This is a genomic window from Aeromonas sp. sif0611 (genome assembly GCF_019218845.1).
In the GTDB taxonomy this organism is placed as follows: domain Bacteria; phylum Pseudomonadota; class Gammaproteobacteria; order Enterobacterales; family Aeromonadaceae; genus Aeromonas; species Aeromonas media.
Window position 1 is genome coordinate 914,387 of sequence record NZ_JAHUWU010000001.1, and the last position, 17,915, is coordinate 932,301.

Genomic DNA, 17,915 nt, shown 5'->3' on the forward strand with positions numbered 1-17,915 from the left:
CAGATGGCGCTGACGAGCCCATCCCCAGTATTTGGACATCCCATGCAGACTCAATCCCACGCGGGCCCGGGCACCCTCTTCGCCCTGACCTGGCCACTGTTCATCGATCTCGCCCTGCACTTCCTGACCGGGGCCCTCAACACCTTCATGGTGGGCCATGTCTCCTATCAAGGAGTGGCGGCACTGGCAGTCGGCAACCAGGTGTTCGATCTCGCCATCACCCTGTTCAGCTTCGTCAGCATAGGCACCAGTGTGGTGATCACCCAGTATCTGGGGGCGGGGGATAGGGAGAAGGCGCGCGTGGTCATCCACACCGCCATCGGCTTCAACCTGCTGGTGGGGCTGGTGGCCGCCGTCGGGGTCATGGCCGGCGCCAGCACCATGCTGGCGCTGATGAACCTGCCCGCTCACCTGATGGGGGATGCCACCCTTTATCTGCAGATCATCGGGCTCTGCCTGCTGCCGGAGGCCGCGGCGCTCTGTCTGGCCGCCACCCTGCGCGCCCATGGCCACACCCGTCAGGCCATGTACGTGACCCTCATCGTCAACCTCATCACCTTCGTCGGCAACCTGCTGCTGCTCTATGGCTGGTTCGGCCTGCCCCAGCTCGGGGTCGCCGGGGTCGCCATCAGCACTGTTGCCGGGCGCATCGTCGGTGTGGTGCTGCTGGTGTGGCTGGTGGCGCGCAAGACCGGTATTCGGCTGCGGCTGCCGGAGATCCTTCGCCCCAGCAAGGTCATGCTGGACAAGGTGCTGCACATAGGTCTGCCGGCGGCGGGGGAGAACCTCTCCTGGATGCTGCAGTTCATGGTGGTGACCGCCTTCGTCGGCCTGCTCGGCGACAAGGCGCTGGCGACTCAATCCTACTTCTTCCAGATCTGCCTGTTCATCCTGCTGTTCGGCCTCTCCATCGGTCTTGGCAACGAGATCATCATCGGCCATCTGGCGGGGGCCCGTCGCTTCGAGCAGGCCTATCGCCAACTGATGAAGAGCCTGAAACTTGGCCTTATCGTCACCAGCCTGATTGCCATCGCCGCGGCCCTGAACGGACGCGCCATCATCAGCCTGTTCACCGACGACGCCGACATCATCACCCAGGTGGCGCAGCTGTTCCTCATCAGCCTCATCCTCGAACCCGGCCGCACCTTCAATCTGGTGGTGATCAACGCCCTGCGCGCCACCGGGGATGCCCGTTTCCCGCTCTACATGGCGCTCGTCTCCATGTGGGGCATTGCCGTTCCCCTCGCCTATTTCCTTGGTATCATGCAGGGCTATGGCCTGGTAGGCATCTGGTTGGCGCTGGCCTGCGACGAGTGGGTTCGCGGTCTGGCCATGTTCTGGCGCTGGCGCAGTCGTCGCTGGCAAAACAAAATTCTTGTCGAAACATAAGCGGAATCACAATGAAGAAAATCGGACTCTTGTTGGCGGCCATCCTGCTCAGCCCGCTCGCCATGGCACAAACCGCTCCGGCGGCCCCCAAGGCGCAAGCCCCCCAGACCTGGTACGTGGCCCCCATCGTCATCGACCAGACCAGCGAGGCGCAGAAGGCCCTGACCAAGGACTTCATGGCCCAGATGATCAAGACCATCAAGATCAACGAGTACCAGACCGGCAAGGCGGTGGGCAAGCACAAGGATCCCAAGTGGCTGATCCGCACCAAGCTGGTGCCCGCCAGCAACGAACCCCTGGTCGGCAAGAAGCACCCCCAGGGCCTCACCTACGGCAAGGGCATCCCCACCCAGGAGATAGTCGGCGAACTCATCATGAACGGCACCCTGGTGGCCCATGTGGGCCAGGGCTGGCGTGAGCCCATAGTCCCCGGTACCCCGGTGGCCGAGAAGATCACCATCGCCAACTACCAGTACGCCATCGGCAACGAAGCCAAGGCGCCTGATCTGGAAGAGCTGGCGGCGCAGATAGGCTTCGAGGTGGGCAAGGTGATAGCACGTGACGGCAAGCCCCTGCCCGAGAAGAAAAAGAAAAAAGAGTAAACGCCACACCTGTTAGCAAGAAGGGGCCCCGCGCCCCTTTTTGCTGCCCGCCTGCCGCCCCCTTGCCGTCATCAAAGCGTCACAACTGTGAACAGGATCCCAGTTCCTTCCTCTTTACCCTCCCCATAAATCGCTTATCTGCTTGTGATTCAATCAGTTAAAAATCATCTGCCAGATGCAGCAAATCCATTGCCTCAAATTGGATCGGGATCACATTTATCTCCCGGGGTAAGGGGTAGTTTGAAGGTCAAGGCACAATCAAACGACAACAAGGAGGCTTCATTACATGTTCCCGGAGTACAGAGATCTCATCTCGAAACTGAAGAGCAGTGATGTCCATTTCCAAGAGAAGTTTGACTTGCACAACGACCTGGATGCGGAGATCAGGAAGCTGGAAAAACATCACGCCAGCGATTACAGCTCCGAGGTGAAGGATCTGAAAAAACAGAAACTTAAACTGAAAGAGGAGATATACGACATCCTCAAACAACATCCACATTAGAAGCCTCGACGAATACCCGGATAAGCAACTTATCCCCCAGCCCGGCTCAAAGCCGGGCTTTTTATTGGTCGCTCACGATGGCACTGCCCAGCCCCTCCTTTGACACCGGAAAAAGAAGCGGGCCGCTGGCCCGCTTGGTTATTTTGATTAACCCTCACCCTCACACCAGCGGATGGAAATGGCTGGCCTCGCGGGTGGCCATCTCCTCGTAGGTGGTCCACCTCTGCCATACCACCTGCTGCGCCACCTGCATCAGCCGCTCCGCCTCTTCGGGATGGCTCTGTGCCAACACCCGATAACGGGTCTCCTCCTGCCGGTATTCGGCAAGGGGAATGGAGGGGCGCAGGCTGTCGAGGCTGAAGGGGTTCTGCCCCGCGCTGCGCAGTACCGGGTTGTAGCGCATCAGCGGCCAGTGACCGGAGGCCACGGCGCGTTTTTGCTGGGTCAGGCCAAACTCCATATCGATGCCGTGAGCGATGCAGTGGCTGTAGGCGATGATGAGCGACGGGCCCGGATAGGCCTCGGCCTCACGCAAGGCTTGCAGCGCCTGCTGCGGGTTGGCACCAAAGGCGATGCGGGCCACATAGACGTTGCCGTAGGAGATGGCCTGCAACGCCACATCCTTCTTGGCCAGCGTCTTGCCCCCCGCCGCGAACTTGGCGACGGCACCAAGCGGGGTCGATTTCGACATCTGGCCGCCGGTGTTGGAGTAGACCTCGGTATCCATCACCAGCACGTTCACATCGCGCCCGGAGGCGAGCACATGATCGAGCCCCGCCGAGCCGATGTCATAGGCCCAGCCATCGCCGCCCACTATCCAGACCGAGCGGCGCACCAACTGATCGATAAGCGATAGCAGCTCGCGGGCCTTGCCGGATTTCACCTCTTCCAGCCGCTCGCGCACTTGTGCGACCCGGGTGCGCTGGGCGCGGATCTCCGACTCCAGCCGCTGCGGGGCGCTAATAAGCGACTCGACCAACGCTTCCCCCAGCTCCCCTTTCATCGCTTCGAGGGCCGCCACCGCCTGACCGTGATGCTGATCGGCGGTGAGACGAAAACCAAAGCCAAACTCGGCGTTGTCCTCGAACAGTGAGTTCGACCAGGCCGGCCCCTTCCCTTCGCCGTTCTTGGCCCACGGCGTGGTCGGCAGGTTGCCGCCGTAGATGGAGGAGCAACCGGTGGCGTTAGCCACCAGCATGCGATCGCCAAACAGCTGGGTCAGCAGCTTGAGGTAAGGAGTCTCGCCACAGCCGGCGCAGGCACCGGAGAACTCGAACAGGGGTTCCAGGAACTGGGCACCGCGCACGGTGGAGAAATCCACCCGCTCGCGGGCAGGCCAGGGCAGGCTCTCGAACCAGCGCAGCGCCTGCTTCTGACCAGCCAGGTGCGGCGCCTTGTCCATCATGGTGATGGCCCGCTCGCCCTCGTGTTCCTCATCCGCCTCAACCCGCACCGGACAGGCCTGCACACACTGGCCGCAGCCGGTGCAATCCTCCGGATAGAGCTGCAGGGTGTAGCGGCTGTCGGGGAAACCCCTGGCGGTGACGGGCACCGACTGAGCCGCCTCGGGCGCGGTTGCCAGCCAGTCCTGATGGTAGAACTTGGCTCGCAGCGCCGCGTGGGGGCAGACAAAGACGCAGTTGCCGCACTGGATGCAGATATCCGAATGCCAAATCGGGATCTCGCGGGCGATATCCCGCTTCTCGAAGCGGCTGGTAGCTGTGGGGTAAGTGCCATCCACCGGCAGCATGGAGACAGGGATCAGATCGCCGCGCCCCGCCAACATCTCGCCGGTGACCCGCTGGACAAACTCGCTGCCGCCGGGTGCCAGTGGCAGCGGATAGTCGCTGATCGGCTCGTCACCGGCCGGGATCACCACCTTGCAGAGGTGAGCCAGGGTATCGTCCACCGCCGCGAAGTTGCGCGCCACCACCTCGGGCCCCTTGCGGGCATAGCTCTTCTCGATGCTCTCCTTGATCAGCGCAATGGCCTCGTCCCGCGGCAACACCCCGGCCAGTGCAAAGAAGCAGGTCTGCATGATGGTGTTGATGCGATTGCCCATGCCGTTTTGCTCTGCTACTCGATCGCCATCGATGCAGTAGAGCTGGATATTGAGGGCGCGAATACGGGCGCGCAGCCGCTCGGGCAGCTGGCCCCACACCTTGTCAGCCTCATAGGGGGCATTGAGCAGCAGGGTCGCCCCTTCGGCGGCGTGCTCCAGCAAGTCCACCGATTCGACAAAACCCCACTGGTGGCAGCCGATAAAGCTCGCCTGCTCGATGAGCCAGGGGGCGTCGATTGGTTCGGGGCCAAAGCGCAGGTGGGAGACGGTGCGCGAGCCCGACTTCTTGGAGTCGTAGACGAAGTAGCCCTGGGCGTGGAACCCCTCCAGCTCGCCGATGATCTTGATGCTGTTCTTGTTGGCGCCGACCGTGCCATCGGCACCAAGACCGAAGAAGAGCGCCCGCACCCGGCTGGCAGGCTCCAGATCACCGATGGGATGCCAGGCCAGACTGAGGCCCGACACATCATCCACTATCCCCACGGTAAAGCGCGGGCGCGGCGCATCGGAGGAGAGCTCCTCGAACACCGCCGCGCACATGGCGGGGGTGAACTCTTTGGAAGACAAGCCGTAGCGGCCGCCACTGAGCCACGGCAGGCGCTTGATAAGACCGCGCTGCAAACCATCGATAAGAGCGCTCTGCACATCCAGCAGCAGCGGCTCGCCGCCGGCGCCCGGCTCCTTGGTGCGATCCAGCACCGCCAGCCGGCGCACGCTGGTGGGCAGCGCATTGAGCAGCGCCTGCACCGGGAAGGGGCGATAGAGGCGAATGACCAGCACCCCGGTCTTGCGATCCTGCCGGTTGAGCCAATCCACGGTAGTGCGGGCGGTAGCGGCCCCCGAGCCCATCAGCACGATCACGTCGGTCGCGTCGCTGGCGCCGTGGTACTCCACCAGATGGTAGTGGCGACCGGTCAGCTTGCCGAGGCTCTCCATGCACTGCTGCACCCGCGCCGGCACCGCCTCATAGAAGGGGTTGACGCTCTCGCGGGACTGGAAATAGGTGTCGGGGTTCTGTGCTGTGCCGCGCATCACCGGATGATCCGGGTTCAGCGCCCGGGCACGGTGGGCACGCACCCAATCGTTGTCGATAAGGGCCCGGATCTCGTCCCGATGCAGGGCGGTGATCTTGTTCACCTCGTGGGAGGTACGGAACCCGTCGAAGAAGTGGATAAAGGGCACCCGGCACTGCAGGGTGACGCTGTGGGCAACCAAGGCCAAGTCCTGCGCCTCCTGCACCGAGCCGGAGGCGAGCATGGCAAAACCTGTGCTGCGCGCCGCCATCACATCCTGATGGTCGCCGAAAATCGACAGCCCCTGCGCCGCCAACGAGCGGGCCGCCACATGGAACACGGCAGCGGTCAATTCCCCGGCGATCTTGTACATGTTGGGCAGCATCAGCATCAGCCCCTGACTGGCGGTGAAGGTGGTGGCGAGCGCCCCCGCCTGCAGGGCGCCGTGCACCGTGCCGGCCGCACCCCCTTCGCTCTGCATCTCCACGACTGTGGGAATATTGCCCCACAGGTTGGTCTGCTTCTCATCCGCCCAGGCGTCGGCCAGTTCAGCCATGGTCGAGCTCGGGGTGATGGGGTAAATGGCACACACCTCGCTCAGCTGATACGCCACCCGGGCCGCGGCTTCGTTGCCATCGACCATGATCAGTTCATGTTTTATTGGGATATCTCCGGTTGGCGCAACTCGATGGCGTGGCAGGGACACTGGTCATGGCAGGCGCCGCAGCCGGTGCAGAGTGCCGCATCCACCTGATAGCCCTTGCCCGGCCCCAGCTTGGCGATGGCCTGCTCGGGGCAACTGCCGTAGCAGCCGTCGCACTCGAAGCAGTTGCCGCAGGAGTAGCAGCGCGCCGCCTCGTAACGGGCGGCCACCTCATCCAGCCCGCCGATGATCTCGCCAAAGTCATCCCGCGCCCACGCCGGTTTGACCGGCTGACTGCTGGCCGGGGCATGGGTCTGGAACCAGAGCTGCAACTGCTCGGGCCCCACTAATGGATAGGAAAGCGGTTTGTGGTAGTGGCGACCGCGCAGCCAGGCATCCATATGGCGCGCCGCCTTCTTGCCGTGGCCGGTGGCGATGGTGACTGTGCGCTCGGAGGGCACCATGTCGCCGCCTGCAAAGAGACCAGGCACATCCGTCATCAGGTTGTCCGCCACCTGCACCACTCCCCCCTTGTTGACCCGCGCGCCGGGAATGCTCTCCAGCACGCTCAAGTCTACCTCCTGACCGAGCGCCAGGATCAGGGAGTCCGCTTCGAGGGTTTCAAACTTGCCGGTGGGCACCGGCTTGCCCTCGGCATCCAGCGCCATCACCTCCACTTCAATGCTGGTGCTGTCGAGCTGGCGGATGGTGCGCAGCCAGTTGATCTTGATCCCCTCCTCTTCGGCCTCGTCGGCTTCGAAGGCGTGGGCCGGCATATGATCCCGGTCGCGGCGGTAGATGATCATCGCCTCCTCGACCCCGAGGCGGCGGGCGGTGCGGGCCGCGTCCATGGCGGTATTGCCGCCACCGTAGATGGCCACCCGCCGTCCCAGCTTGGGTGGCGGCAAGCCCTGCTCCTCCGCCAGGCTGGCCTGCTCGAGGAAGCTCACTGCATCAAGGATCTTGCCCGCCTCGCGGGCCGGAATGTCGACCCGCTTGGCCAGATGAGCGCCGATGGCCATAAAGACGGCGTCAAAGCCCCCCTCGTCGCGCGCCTTGAGCACGTCTTCCACCTTGTGGTTGAGAGTCAGCGTCACCCCGGCGGCGACGATGCGGGCCACCTCCCTGTCCAGCATCTCGCGGGGCAGGCGGTAAGCGGGAATGCCGAAACGCAGCATGCCGCCGGCGAGCGGCCCCGCCTCGCGGATCTCCACCCGATGGCCGAGCCGGTTGAGGTGCCAGGCGCAGGAGAGACCGGACGGGCCGGCGCCGACGATCAGTACCTTCTTGCCACTGGCGGGCGCCGCTGGCGCAGGCTGCCAGCCCCGAGCCAGCGCCTCGTCGCCGAGGAAGCGTTCGATGGCGTGAATGGAGACGGCCTCGTCCACCTGAGCCCGGTTGCAGGCGCTCTCGCAGGGGTGATAACAGACCCGGCCATGGACCGCAGGCAGCGGGTTATCTTCGATGAGGGTTTGCCAGGCCGCCTCGAAGCGGCCCGCTTCGGCCAGGGCAAGCCAGGCCTGGATGTTCTCGCCAGCCGGGCAGGCGTGATTGCAGGGTGGCAGGGCCGGTTGCCAGACGGGCAGCCGGGTGCGGACCGGGCCTGTTCCCGTTTTCTGGGAGAGATCCGGCTGTGGGGTCATATCCAGTTGTTTGCTCATACATTGCTTTCTTCTTGTTGGGTAACAGGCCCGCTCCGATGGCGCTTGATACCGTGTAGCCGAAGCGGACGGTGGCCGGAGAGGGAAGAAGCGAAAGCGTCAGAAACTGGAAGCTGGCTCGATGATGGGCCGTTTTTTGTACGACATGGTGGATCAGGATCAATAAATGTTGCGCTTTATGAGGCGTTTCCCCCGGGATACGACCCCGATCACATGGCGCCGTTGACCTGCACCGATCAGGCGCCTCCTCGCCTGCCCCCCATGATGGGGGGCAAGAGAGGATTGCCGCACGGGGCAGGAATCGTTATCTTGCCCTCTTCACGGAATCGCCACAGCACAAGGACCCTGACATGCCCAGCCTCGCCAGCATACATCTCTACCCCATCAAATCGACGGCGGGCATGCCGCTGACCCGTGCCCTGGTGACCCAGGAGGGGCTGCTGGGGGATCGCCGCTACATGGTGGTCAAGCCGGACGGCAGCTTCATCACGGCTCGCACCCATCCCCAGCTGCAACTGGTGACGGCAACCCCGGTGGAGGGCGGCCTGCAACTGCGTTACCCCGGAATGGCGCAGCTCAGGCTGCAGGAAGCGGACTTCAGCCGCGCCCCCCAGGCCACAGGCGTCTGGGGCGACAGCTTCCATGCCCTGCACACCCAGTCCCAGGCCGATGAGTGGCTCAGCCGGGTGGCGGGGGAGCCGGTTCGCCTGCTCTGGCTCGGCGAAACCTCTGACCGCTTTCGGGAGAAGACCGGCACCCGGGTCAGCTTTGCCGACGGTTATCCCCTGCTGCTGATAAGCCAGAGTTCGCTGGATGATCTCAACCTGAGATCCGATGCCCTGCACCAGATGAGCCAGTTTCGCACCAATCTGGTGGCAAGCGGCACCCTCCCCTTCGAGGAGGATGGCTGGAAGCGGATCCGCATCGGCGAGGTGGAGTTTCTGGTGGCCAAGCCGTGCAGCCGCTGCATCATGACCACGGTGGAGGCGGGCACGGATCGCTTCAACGCGCTGAAAGAGCCGCTCGCCACCCTCACCCGCTACCGCCGTGGCGAGGATGGAGAGGTCTATTTCGGCCAGAATCTGGTGGCGCTGAACGAGGGCTGGATTGAGGCAGGGAGCGAAATCGAGGTGCTGGAAACCGTCCGCCCCCCCGTCTACCCCAATGCGGCGCCGAAGAAGCGGGAGCTGGTCTGCGTCGCCCGCGAGCCGCTGGCGCGGGATCTGGAGACCTTCTGGTTCGAGGCCGCCGACGGCGAGCCGCTGCCCGACTATCTGCCGGGCCAGCACCTGCCCATCAGCCTCGACATCAAGGGGGAACGGCAACAACGCCGCTACACCCTGAGCTCCACCCCGGAGAGACCAGAGCGCTACGGCATCAGCGTCAAGAAGCTGGCCGATGGCCGTATCTCCCCCTGGCTTCACCATGATCTGCGCGTGGGCGATCACCTGCTGGCCGCCCCCCCGGCCGGCGAGTTTCACTTGGGGTCTGAGCGCAAGCTGCTGCTGCTCTCGGCGGGCTCAGGCGTCACCCCCATGCTGTCCATTGCCCGCACCCTGGCGCTGCGCGGGGAGCTGGGAGATGTTCACTTTATGCACCTGTGCCGCAGCGAGGCCGACATTGCGGCCGCCGCCGAGCTGCACGCCATGAGTCAGGCTGGCATGCAACTGACCCTGATCCTGAGTCAGCCTGACGACCACTGGCAGGGCATGAGCGGTCGCCTTGGCAAGGGGCACCTCGAGCAGGTCAGGGATCTGCTGGCGCGGGAGATCTTCCTGTGCGGCCCCCACGGCTTCATGAGCGAGGCGGTCAGGTTGCTGCAGGAGCAGGGGGTCGTCGCCGAGCGCATCCGCCAGGAGAGCTTTGGCGGGGCCATCCTCTCGGTGGCCCGTCCCCACAAGGCGGTGCAACTGCGCATCGGCGAGCAGACCTTCGCTGGCAACAATCAGGGCACTGTGCTGGATCAGGCCCACAAGCAGGGGGTGGAGCTGCCCTGGAGCTGCCGCGCCGGCATCTGCGGCAGTTGCAAACAGACGCTGATCTCGGGCGAGGTGGATCACCCGGACGCTCCGGCCATCACAGCCGCCGAGCGGGCTGCGGGCAAGATCCTCACCTGCTGCGCCGTGCCCCTCTCCGATCTGGTGATCAAATAAGAGGATGGCGCCGCCATAGATTGCCGCCATCACCACCACAAAGCAAAACGGCTGCCCTGAGGCAGCCGTTTTCTTATCCCATCCGGCAATCAGCCACGCAGGGCGGAGATGCGCTGTTCGATGGGCGGGTGGCTCATGAACAGCTCGCTCATGGAGCGCTTGCCGTTGATGCCGAAGGCCATCATGGTGCCTTCCATCTGCGGCTCGGCACCGCGGGCAAGGCGCTGCAGGGCGGCTATCATCTTGTCGCGACCGGCCAGCTTGGCGGCACCGGCGTCGGCGCGGAACTCACGCTGACGGCTGAACCACATGACGATCATGGAGGCCAGCACCCCGAACAGCATCTCCAGCACGAACACGGTGATCATGTAGGCAAAGCCACCAGAGCTGCTGCTCTCCTCGTCGTTGTTGGAGCTGAAGAAGTTGCTGATGACACCGGCCACGATGCGGGCGAAGAACATCACGAAGGTGTTCACCACCCCCTGGATCAGGGTCAGGGTCACCATGTCACCGTTGGCCACGTGGCTCACCTCGTGGGCCAGCACGGCTTCCGCCTCGTCGCGGCTCATGCTGTAGAGCAGGCCGGACGACACGGCGACGAGGGAGTCGTCACGACGGGCACCGGTGGCGAAGGCGTTCATCTCGGGGGAGTCGTAGATCCCCACTTCCGGCATCTTGATGCCAGCCTCACGGGCCTGACGAGCGACTGTGCTCACCAGCCAGTGCTCTGTCTCGTTGCGGGGCTGCTCGATGACCTGGACGCCATAGCTGCGCTTGGCCATCCACTTGGACATCAGCAAGGAGATAAAGGAACCCCCAAAACCGAACACGGCACAGAACACCAACAGACCGGAAATGCTGGACTTGTTGATCCCCAGAACCGAGAACAGGATATTGAGTACCACCCCCAGCACCAGCATGACGGCCAGGTTGGTCACCAGGAATAGCATAATTCGCTTCATATTGACTCCTTGTGAGATATGGATGCATGGTTCGGGCCAGTTCACAATCGACCCGATACCACACCTGCCCCCGATCATAGACAGACTCGATGAATGTTTGCTGAATGTTGGGCCTCAGAGCAGGGACGAGATGTCGAGACACTCGCGCAGATCCGCCTCGAGCGGCTGGTCTACGAAGGGGATCTCCCCCAGAAATGGGGCCGGCAACATGGCTTTCAAGGTGGCCAGGTTCTCCTGGTAGCGACTCATGTGCGGATCCACCCGATTCACCACCCAGCCGGCCAGGGTCAGCCCCTGATGGCGGATGGCGGCGCAGGTGAGCAGGGCATGATTGAGGCAACCCAGCTTGGCCCCCACCACCAGGATCACCGGCAGCCGTTCCTGGGCTACCCAGTCAGACAGCAGATGCTGGTGATCCAGCGGCAAAAACCAGCCCCCCGCCCCCTCGACGATCACCAGTTCAGCCCCCGCCCGCTCAATCTCCCGCAACCCGGCAGACAGGCCCGCCAGGGGAATGCTCGCCCCCACCTCCTGCGCGGCTATGTGGGGGGCTATGGGGGGTTCGAAGGCGTAGGGGTTGACCGAGTCGATGGGCAGCGGGAGGCTGGCGGCCGCTTGCAGTTGCTGAGCATCGAGGTTGCGAAGCCCCTCGGGGGTGCGGGCACAGCCGGCGGAGATCGGCTTGTAGCCGGCGCAGACTATGCCCCGGGCGGCGAACGCCTGCAGCAGGGTACGGGCGACCAGGGTCTTGCCCACGTCGGTGTCGGTGCCCGTGATGAAATAGGATGTCGCCATGATGATTCCTCAGCGCAGTTCAGGGCGCCGGTTGCGCCCTGGTATCAATGGTGAATAGCAGGGATTGTTACTGCCTTTGAATGGCTATCAACGTCGAACCAGGCGCCCGAGACAGACCTCGTAGCTGGCGGCCAGCAGGCCGTCGGGCTGGCGGTGGCGCTCATAGGCTTCTCCGAGACGCCTCAGACGCTGGCGGTTGCCCAGCCCCGCGGCCCTGTCGTCATTGACCTGGCTGGCCCCTATGCCCTTGAGATCCCGCAGCAAGTCGTTGAGCTCCAGATAGGCAAGAGACCAGGTGACAGAGGTCAGCTCAGGCGCTTGAAAACCCGCGGCACCAATGGCCTGCTGCAACTGGGGCAGGGCGAGGAAGCGGTTGACGTGGGCATGCCCGTCGACGTCGCCCCAGGCCTCACGCAACTGCCAAAGCGACCCGGCCAGCAGAGTCGAGAACAACAGCTGGCCGCCGGGTTTGAGCACCCGGTGGATCTCGGCAAACGCCTGGGCCGGGCGCTCGCACCACTGCAGCGCCAGGCTGGAGAAGACCCAGTCCAGGCTCTGATCCGCGAAGGGCAGCGCCTCCGCATCGCCGCATACCAGCCGGGCGCCACTGCCACGCAGGGCGGCCTGAGCCAGCATGCCGGGGGCGAGATCCAGCCCGTGCAACTGCTGGCAACGACCCGCCAGCGCGGGCAGGAAGAAGCCGGTGCCGCAACCCAGATCCAGCCCGGCCCCCGGGCGCATCTCTTTCATACTCCCTTCGCCCATGCGCGCCAGCAGCGCCTGCCCCACCTCCTGCTGGAAGCGGGCATGGGCGTCGTAATGACGGGCGGCGGCCCCGAAGCGGCGGGCGAGCTGGGCCTTGTCGACCTGCTGGAAACGCTCATGCAGCATGGGCGCCTCCTCTCTGATCACTGGATGGGCAGGGGCCCAGGGCCTCGAGCAGGCGATCCACGTCATCTTCGCCGTGGGCGGCGCAGAGAGTGATGCGAAGGCGCGCCGTGCCGACCGGCACAGTGGGCGGGCGAATGGCGCTGACCCAGACACCGCGCTCCCGCAACCGCTCGGCCAGTTGCAAGGCGGCACTGCTCCCCCCCACCAGCAGCGGCTGGATGGGGGTGTTGCTTGCACCCAGCGTCCAGCCCTGCGCCTGTGCCCCCTGTCGAAAGCGGGCGATAAGGCGAGCGAGGTGCGCGCGGGCTTCGTCGGCGGCGCGCACCAGCTCGATACTCTTGCTCACCGCGCAGGCCTGGGCGGCGGGCATATGGGTGCTGTAGACATAGTGGCGGGCGAAGTTCACCAGATAATCCACCAGCTCGCGGCTGCCGCCCACGAAGGCCCCGGCCACCCCGAGCGCCTTGCCGAAGGTGCCCATATGAATGTGTACGCTGGCAGGAGCAACCCCTTGCGCCGTCAGGGTGCCGCGCCCTTGCGGCCCCAGCACGCCGAGGCCGTGGGCATCGTCGATCATCAGCCAGTTGTCGCTCTGTGCAGCGAGCGTTGCGAGCTCGCGCCAGGGGCCCTGATCCCCGTCCATGCTGAAGACCCCCTCCGAGACGATCAGGCCCCTGTTTGGCTCAAGCTGACGTGCGAGCGCAGCCATGTCGTTGTGGCCAAAGCGCTTCATCTTGCAGGGCAGCTGGCTGCCCATCTCCTGCAGGGAGGCGTGGTTGAGTTTGTCCTGCCACAGCAGATGCTCCTTGCCGAGCAGGGCCTTGAGCACCGCCTGATTGGCGGAAAAGCCGCAGTTGAACAGCAGCACCGCCTCCACCCCCAACCAGTCGGCCAGCGTCTCTTCCAGCTCTTGGTGGGCACGGCTGTAGCCTGTCACCAGGGGCGAGGCGCCGGCGCCCGCGCCATAGCGGTCGATCCCTTCCTTGAAGGCGGCCTTGATGGCGGGATGATCGGCGAGCCCCAGGTAGTCGTTGGCAGAGAGGTTGAGGTAGTCGCGCCCCCCGATCCGGATCCGCCCGCCGCTCGCCACATCCACAGGGGTGCGTCGGCGCAGCAGGGCGGCCTGATCACGTTCGGCCAGGGCCACCCCCAGTGCAAAGGGACCGGTGACAACAGGGGAAGTCATGGACGGACGGCACCTGCGCGGGGACGGGTGGCATCGTAGAAGATCTCGGTCGGCTCGCTCTGGCGACTCACCTCGGCCAGCAGCTCCTCTTCTTGAACCTGATCCGGCTTCTGGGCCCGCTGGGCGGGGCGGATGCCGAGGCGCTTGAACAGCTGCATGTCGCTGTTCTCGTCCGGGTTCGGGGTGGTCAGCAGCTTGCAGCCATAGAAGATGGAGTTGGCCCCCGCCATAAAGCACATGGCCTGCATCTGCTCGTTCATCTTCTCCCGCCCGGCGGAGAGGCGCACATGGGAGGCGGGCATCATGATGCGCGCCACCGCTATGGTTCGGATAAACTCGAACGGGTCCAGATTCTCCTGGTTTTCCATGGGCGTCCCCTTCACCTTGACCAGCATGTTGATGGGCACGCTCTCCGGGTGGCGGGGCAGGTTGGCCAGCGCCATCAAGAGGCCCGCCCGATCCTTTGCCTGCTCCCCCATGCCGACGATGCCGCCGGAGCAGACCTTCATGCCGGCGCCGCGCACGTGCTCCAGGGTGTCCAGGCGGTCCTGATAGGTGCGGGTGGTGATGATGTCGCCGTAGAACTCCGGCGAGGTGTCGAGGTTGTGGTTGTAGTAATCAAGCCCGGCAGCGCCCAGACGCGCCGCCTGATCCGCGGTCAGCATCCCCAAGGTCATGCAGGTCTCCATCCCCAGCCCGCGCACCTCCTCGACCATGCGCAGGATATAGGGCATGTCTCTCTCTTTGGGGTTGCGCCAGGCGGCCCCCATGCAGAAGCGCGACGAGCCGTTGGCCTTGGCCTCACGGGCACGCTCCAGCACTTTCTCCACTTCCATCAGCCGCTCGGTCTCGAGCCCGGTGTGATAGCGGGCGCTCTGGGGGCAATACTTGCAATCCTCCGGGCAGGCGCCGGTCTTGATGGAGAGCAGGGTGCTCACCTGCACCTCGTTCGGGTCGAAATGGGCGCGGTGCACCGTCTGGGCCTGGAACAGCAGATCGTTGAATGGCAGGGCAAACAGGGCCTGGACCTCGGCGAGGGTCCAGTCGTGACGAAGGGCGTGGCCGCCCAGGGTGAGAGCATTCATACATGGCTTCCGGTTGTTATAAGTGGGATCCTGCGCCACCCCCTTGGGATGAAGAACCGCAGAACCCGCCATCGGCCTGCCCGCTCGTTGCGAGGCGTGGCGCCAAGTGGCTGAAATTGTTGGCTAGTGTAGAGAGCACGCGTAGACTGTCAACACCGACCAGATCAAATCAATTGACAACAGAACACAAAATGACCAATCAAGAATTCGACCTGCACCACGTCTGGCACCCCTACACCTCCCTCACCCATCCCCTGCCCTGCTATGAAGTGGCCAGCGCCAAGGGGGTGACCCTCACCCTCAGCGACGGCCGTGAACTGGTGGATGGCATGAGCTCCTGGTGGGCCTGCGTCCACGGTTATCAGGTGCCGGAACTGGACGCAGCGGCGACTGCCCAGCTCGGCAAGATGTCCCACGTGATGTTTGGCGGGTTGACCCATGCCCCGGCGGTGGCGCTCTGTCGCAAACTGGTGGAGATCACCCCGGCCGGGCTGGATCGAGTGTTTCTGGCAGATTCGGGGTCGGTGGCGGTGGAGGTGGCACTCAAGATGGCCCAGCAGTACTGGCACGCCAGGGGAACGCCCCGCGCCAAGTTCGTCTCCCTGCGGGGCGGCTATCACGGTGACACCTTCGGCGCCATGAGCGTCTGCGATCCGGATGGCGGCATGCACGAGCTCTACAAGGGCTTCCTGCCCGAGCACCATTTTGTCGAAGCGCCCAGCTGTCGCTTCCACGCCCAGTGGGACGAGAGCTGCGTCGTGGAGCTAGCGGAGCTGGTTGCCGATCGCCACGAAGATATAGCCGCCATCGTGCTCGAACCCATCGTGCAGGGGGCTGGCGGCATGCGTTTCTATCATCCCCGCTACCTGCAGTGGGTGCGCGCCCTGTGCGACGAGTTCGGCCTGCTGCTCATCGCCGACGAGATCGCCACCGGCTTTGGCCGCACCGGTCAGCTGTTTGCCTGCGACTGGGCAGGGATCAGCCCCGACATCATGTGCCTGGGCAAGGCGCTCACCGGCGGCTACCTGACGCTCTCGGCCACCCTCACCACGGAGCAGGTCGCCCGTACCATCTGTGACGGGGAAGCGGGGGTCTTTATGCACGGCCCCACCTTTATGGGCAACCCATTGGCATGTGCGGTAGCCAACGCCTCCATCGATCTGCTGCTGGCCTCGCCGTGGCAGGAACGGGTGCGGGCCATCGAGCATCAACTCAAAACCGAACTGGTACAGCTGACCCTGCACCCGGCGGTGGCGGACGTGCGGGTACTCGGCGCCATCGGGGTGGTCGAGATGAAGGAGCGGGTGGACGTGGCGCGCATCCAGCGCAAGTTCGTCTCGCTTGGGGCCTGGATCCGTCCGTTTGGCAAGCTCATCTACCTGATGCCCCCCTTCGTCATCACCCCCGAAGAGCTGCGGGTGCTGACCCATGCCATCCATGAGGCCATCGCCAGCGGTGAATTCTGAGCCTCGATGAATAGGCTCTGCATGAGAATGCAGGGCCTTTTGACTCTTTTTCATCAGAATGTGAGCGAGACACCAAAACCCGGCTGGCGAGGAGAGTAGACTGCGCGGGTTTTACCCAACAGATGTACCTTTCCCATGCGCCTCTCCATCACTGCCAAGATCAATTTCTTCCTGCTCTTCATCTTCTCCATGGTACTGGTGTTCTCTGCGGCCTATCAGGCGGTGCGCGAGCGGGACCTCATCCTGACCCTCATCAAGGAGCAGAGCCGCGAGCAGAGCGAAGCCTATTTCGACGGCCTCAACATGCTGATGCTGACCGGCAAGATGGACGCCCGCGACACCCTGCGCGCCAAGTTTCTCGATCACGCCCACGTGGAAGATGCCCGCATAGTGCGCGGGGCGGCGGTCAACAAGCAGTACGGAGCGGGTCGTGACAGCGAGGCCCCCAAGGACAGATTCGATGCCCTGGCTCTGACGGGCAAGGGCAGTCTGGAGGTGGTGCACGACGGCATCCACAGCAAACTGGTGGTGACCCGCCCGCTGCTGGCCAGTAAGGATTTTCGCGGTACCGACTGCACCAGCTGTCACCAGGTACCGGAGAACACCGTGCTGGGGGCGGTGCGCTTTGACTACTCCCTCGACACCCTCTTTACCCGGGTCGAGCAGAACATTCTCACCTCGGCGCTCAGTCTCACCCTCATCTTCGGGCTGGGGCTGCTGCTCACCCTCTGGGTCATCCGTACCTGGATAGTCCGCCCCCTCAACCAGCTGACCCGCTCCATGGAAGAAGCCACCGATCTGCACGACTTCGGTCACCGGCTGGAGGGCGATGAAGGGGACGAGATAGGCCGGGTGGCCCTCGCCTACAACCAGATGCTCGACAGCGTGGAGCGCCAGCTCGGCAAGCGCCCCGCCCCCTCGTCACAGGACGAGAAGCCGACGGATCACGCCAGGTAGTAACACCGCAGGCTGGCGACCAGGATCAGCAACATGCTGAACAGATTGATGTGTCGCGCATCCTCTGCGTCTGCGCTTCAGTGCTCTCGTCACAGGACGAGAAACCGGCGGATCACGCCAGATAGTAAAGCAGCAGGCTGGCGGCCAGGATCAGCAGCAGGATGAACAGATTGACGTGCAGCGCATCCTCTTGCCGTCGGCTGCACCTGCGCTCCAGCATCAGCACCACCAGGGTCAGCAGGCAGCAACCCCAGAGCCCGTGCACCAGCCAGGGGGTGAGGGTGGGATCCCACTCCTGGCGCACCTTGACCCCACCATAGACCAGAAAACCGTAGGCCGTTTGCGGCCTGGCGAAGTGGTAAAGGGAGAGCAGGACGATAAAGCCGCTCCAGCAGAGGATCACCAGCCCCTGGAGTACCCGTATCCAGCCATCCGGCCCCCGTCTGCGTTCCTTCACTCTCACCCCCTGCCCAACCGACCGGATCCACGCAAGATTCATGGGAAAAACCCCGCAAGGGTCCGACATTTTTGCTTGTTTATCAAACCCG

Annotated in this window: 14 protein-coding genes; 6 read left to right on the top strand and 8 right to left on the bottom strand. The window is 64.1% G+C overall.

Features of this window, described 5'->3' with window-relative positions; genetic code table 11:
• Positions 1-42 precede the first annotated feature (42 nt).
• From KW824_RS04015 to KW824_RS04025, 3 genes are all read left to right on the top strand, one after another.
• Entirely contained in the window at positions 43-1,389 is a 1,347-nt protein-coding gene (locus tag KW824_RS04015) for an MATE family efflux transporter (RefSeq protein ID WP_218408968.1), read from the top strand.
• An 11-nt stretch (positions 1,390-1,400) separates the two neighbouring features.
• Positions 1,401-1,991: a hypothetical protein gene (locus tag KW824_RS04020; RefSeq protein WP_218408969.1), complete on the top strand. Its 591-nt coding sequence runs from the start codon at positions 1,401-1,403 to the stop codon at positions 1,989-1,991.
• Positions 1,992-2,277: 286 nt separating this feature from the next.
• Positions 2,278-2,493, top strand: coding sequence for a YdcH family protein (locus tag KW824_RS04025; RefSeq protein WP_043131615.1), 216 nt, complete (start codon positions 2,278-2,280; stop codon positions 2,491-2,493).
• A 160-nt stretch (positions 2,494-2,653) separates the two neighbouring features.
• Here KW824_RS04025 and nifJ read toward each other — a convergent pair whose 3' ends face one another.
• Together nifJ and KW824_RS04035 are read right to left on the bottom strand one after the other, a co-directional pair.
• Positions 2,654-6,229 (bottom strand): pyruvate:ferredoxin (flavodoxin) oxidoreductase, encoded by a 3,576-nt coding sequence (gene nifJ / locus KW824_RS04030; RefSeq protein WP_218409092.1) that lies wholly within the window; start codon positions 6,227-6,229, stop codon positions 2,654-2,656.
• The gene (locus tag KW824_RS04035; protein ID WP_218408970.1) at positions 6,226-7,872 is read right to left on the bottom strand and encodes an NAD(P)-binding protein; all 1,647 of its coding nucleotides are present in this window, start codon (positions 7,870-7,872) and stop codon (positions 6,226-6,228) included. The genes nifJ and KW824_RS04035 overlap by 4 nt, the downstream gene beginning before the upstream one ends.
• 350 nt (positions 7,873-8,222) lie before the next feature.
• On the opposite strand from KW824_RS04035, the gene KW824_RS04040 reads away from it, so the two are divergent.
• Complete coding sequence (locus KW824_RS04040) at positions 8,223-10,025, top strand: hybrid-cluster NAD(P)-dependent oxidoreductase (protein WP_218408971.1); 1,803 nt, start codon at positions 8,223-8,225, stop codon at positions 10,023-10,025.
• An 89-nt stretch (positions 10,026-10,114) separates the two neighbouring features.
• Here KW824_RS04040 and htpX read toward each other — a convergent pair whose 3' ends face one another.
• The 5 genes from htpX to bioB all read right to left on the bottom strand — a co-directional run bounded on the left by htpX (position 10,115) and on the right by bioB (position 14,944).
• Positions 10,115-10,987: a protease HtpX gene (gene htpX / locus KW824_RS04045; protein WP_218408972.1), complete on the bottom strand. Its 873-nt coding sequence runs from the start codon at positions 10,985-10,987 to the stop codon at positions 10,115-10,117.
• 114 nt (positions 10,988-11,101) lie between these two features.
• A complete protein-coding gene (bioD, locus tag KW824_RS04050) occupies positions 11,102-11,782 on the bottom strand; it encodes a dethiobiotin synthase (RefSeq protein WP_218408973.1) in 681 nt (226 codons plus the stop codon).
• A gap of 87 nt (positions 11,783-11,869) precedes the next feature.
• Positions 11,870-12,673, bottom strand: a complete 804-nt coding sequence (bioC, locus tag KW824_RS04055) for a malonyl-ACP O-methyltransferase BioC (protein WP_218408974.1) — start codon at positions 12,671-12,673, stop codon at positions 11,870-11,872.
• A complete protein-coding gene (bioF, locus tag KW824_RS04060) occupies positions 12,663-13,859 on the bottom strand; it encodes an 8-amino-7-oxononanoate synthase (RefSeq protein ID WP_218408975.1) in 1,197 nt (398 codons plus the stop codon). The genes bioC and bioF overlap by 11 nt, the downstream gene beginning before the upstream one ends.
• Complete coding sequence (gene bioB / locus KW824_RS04065; protein WP_218408976.1) at positions 13,856-14,944, bottom strand: biotin synthase BioB; 1,089 nt, start codon at positions 14,942-14,944, stop codon at positions 13,856-13,858. The genes bioF and bioB overlap by 4 nt, the downstream gene beginning before the upstream one ends.
• Positions 14,945-15,135: 191 nt before the next feature.
• On the opposite strand from bioB, the gene bioA reads away from it, so the two are divergent.
• Together bioA and KW824_RS04075 are read left to right on the top strand one after the other, a co-directional pair.
• A complete protein-coding gene (bioA, locus tag KW824_RS04070) occupies positions 15,136-16,410 on the top strand; it encodes an adenosylmethionine--8-amino-7-oxononanoate transaminase (protein ID WP_218408977.1) in 1,275 nt (424 codons plus the stop codon).
• A 135-nt stretch (positions 16,411-16,545) separates the two neighbouring features.
• The gene (locus KW824_RS04075) at positions 16,546-17,367 is read left to right on the top strand and encodes a HAMP domain-containing protein (RefSeq protein ID WP_043131628.1); all 822 of its coding nucleotides are present in this window, start codon (positions 16,546-16,548) and stop codon (positions 17,365-17,367) included.
• Between the two features lie 112 nt (positions 17,368-17,479).
• On the opposite strand, the gene KW824_RS04080 is transcribed toward KW824_RS04075, so the two are convergent.
• The gene (locus KW824_RS04080; RefSeq protein ID WP_218408978.1) at positions 17,480-17,824 is read right to left on the bottom strand and encodes a hypothetical protein; all 345 of its coding nucleotides are present in this window, start codon (positions 17,822-17,824) and stop codon (positions 17,480-17,482) included.
• Between the last annotated feature and the right edge of the window lie 91 nt (positions 17,825-17,915).

What these genes read in the sequence shown, in the direction of transcription:
- KW824_RS04015 (WP_218408968.1), top strand. Translation starts at nt 43, where the DNA reads ATGCAGACTCAATCCCACGCGGGCCCGGGCACCCTCTTCGCCCTGACC.
- KW824_RS04020 (WP_218408969.1), top strand. Translation starts at nt 1,401, where the DNA reads ATGAAGAAAATCGGACTCTTGTTGGCGGCCATCCTGCTCAGCCCGCTC.
- KW824_RS04025 (WP_043131615.1), top strand. Translation starts at nt 2,278, where the DNA reads ATGTTCCCGGAGTACAGAGATCTCATCTCGAAACTGAAGAGCAGTGAT.
- KW824_RS04035 (WP_218408970.1), bottom strand. Translation starts at nt 7,872, where the DNA reads ATGAGCAAACAACTGGATATGACCCCACAGCCGGATCTCTCCCAGAAA.
- KW824_RS04040 (WP_218408971.1), top strand. Translation starts at nt 8,223, where the DNA reads ATGCCCAGCCTCGCCAGCATACATCTCTACCCCATCAAATCGACGGCG.
- htpX (WP_218408972.1), bottom strand. Translation starts at nt 10,987, where the DNA reads ATGAAGCGAATTATGCTATTCCTGGTGACCAACCTGGCCGTCATGCTG.
- bioD (WP_218408973.1), bottom strand. Translation starts at nt 11,782, where the DNA reads ATGGCGACATCCTATTTCATCACGGGCACCGACACCGACGTGGGCAAG.
- bioC (WP_218408974.1), bottom strand. Translation starts at nt 12,673, where the DNA reads ATGCTGCATGAGCGTTTCCAGCAGGTCGACAAGGCCCAGCTCGCCCGC.
- bioF (WP_218408975.1), bottom strand. Translation starts at nt 13,859, where the DNA reads ATGACTTCCCCTGTTGTCACCGGTCCCTTTGCACTGGGGGTGGCCCTG.
- bioB (WP_218408976.1), bottom strand. Translation starts at nt 14,944, where the DNA reads ATGAATGCTCTCACCCTGGGCGGCCACGCCCTTCGTCACGACTGGACC.
- bioA (WP_218408977.1), top strand. Translation starts at nt 15,136, where the DNA reads ATGACCAATCAAGAATTCGACCTGCACCACGTCTGGCACCCCTACACC.
- KW824_RS04075 (WP_043131628.1), top strand. Translation starts at nt 16,546, where the DNA reads ATGCGCCTCTCCATCACTGCCAAGATCAATTTCTTCCTGCTCTTCATC.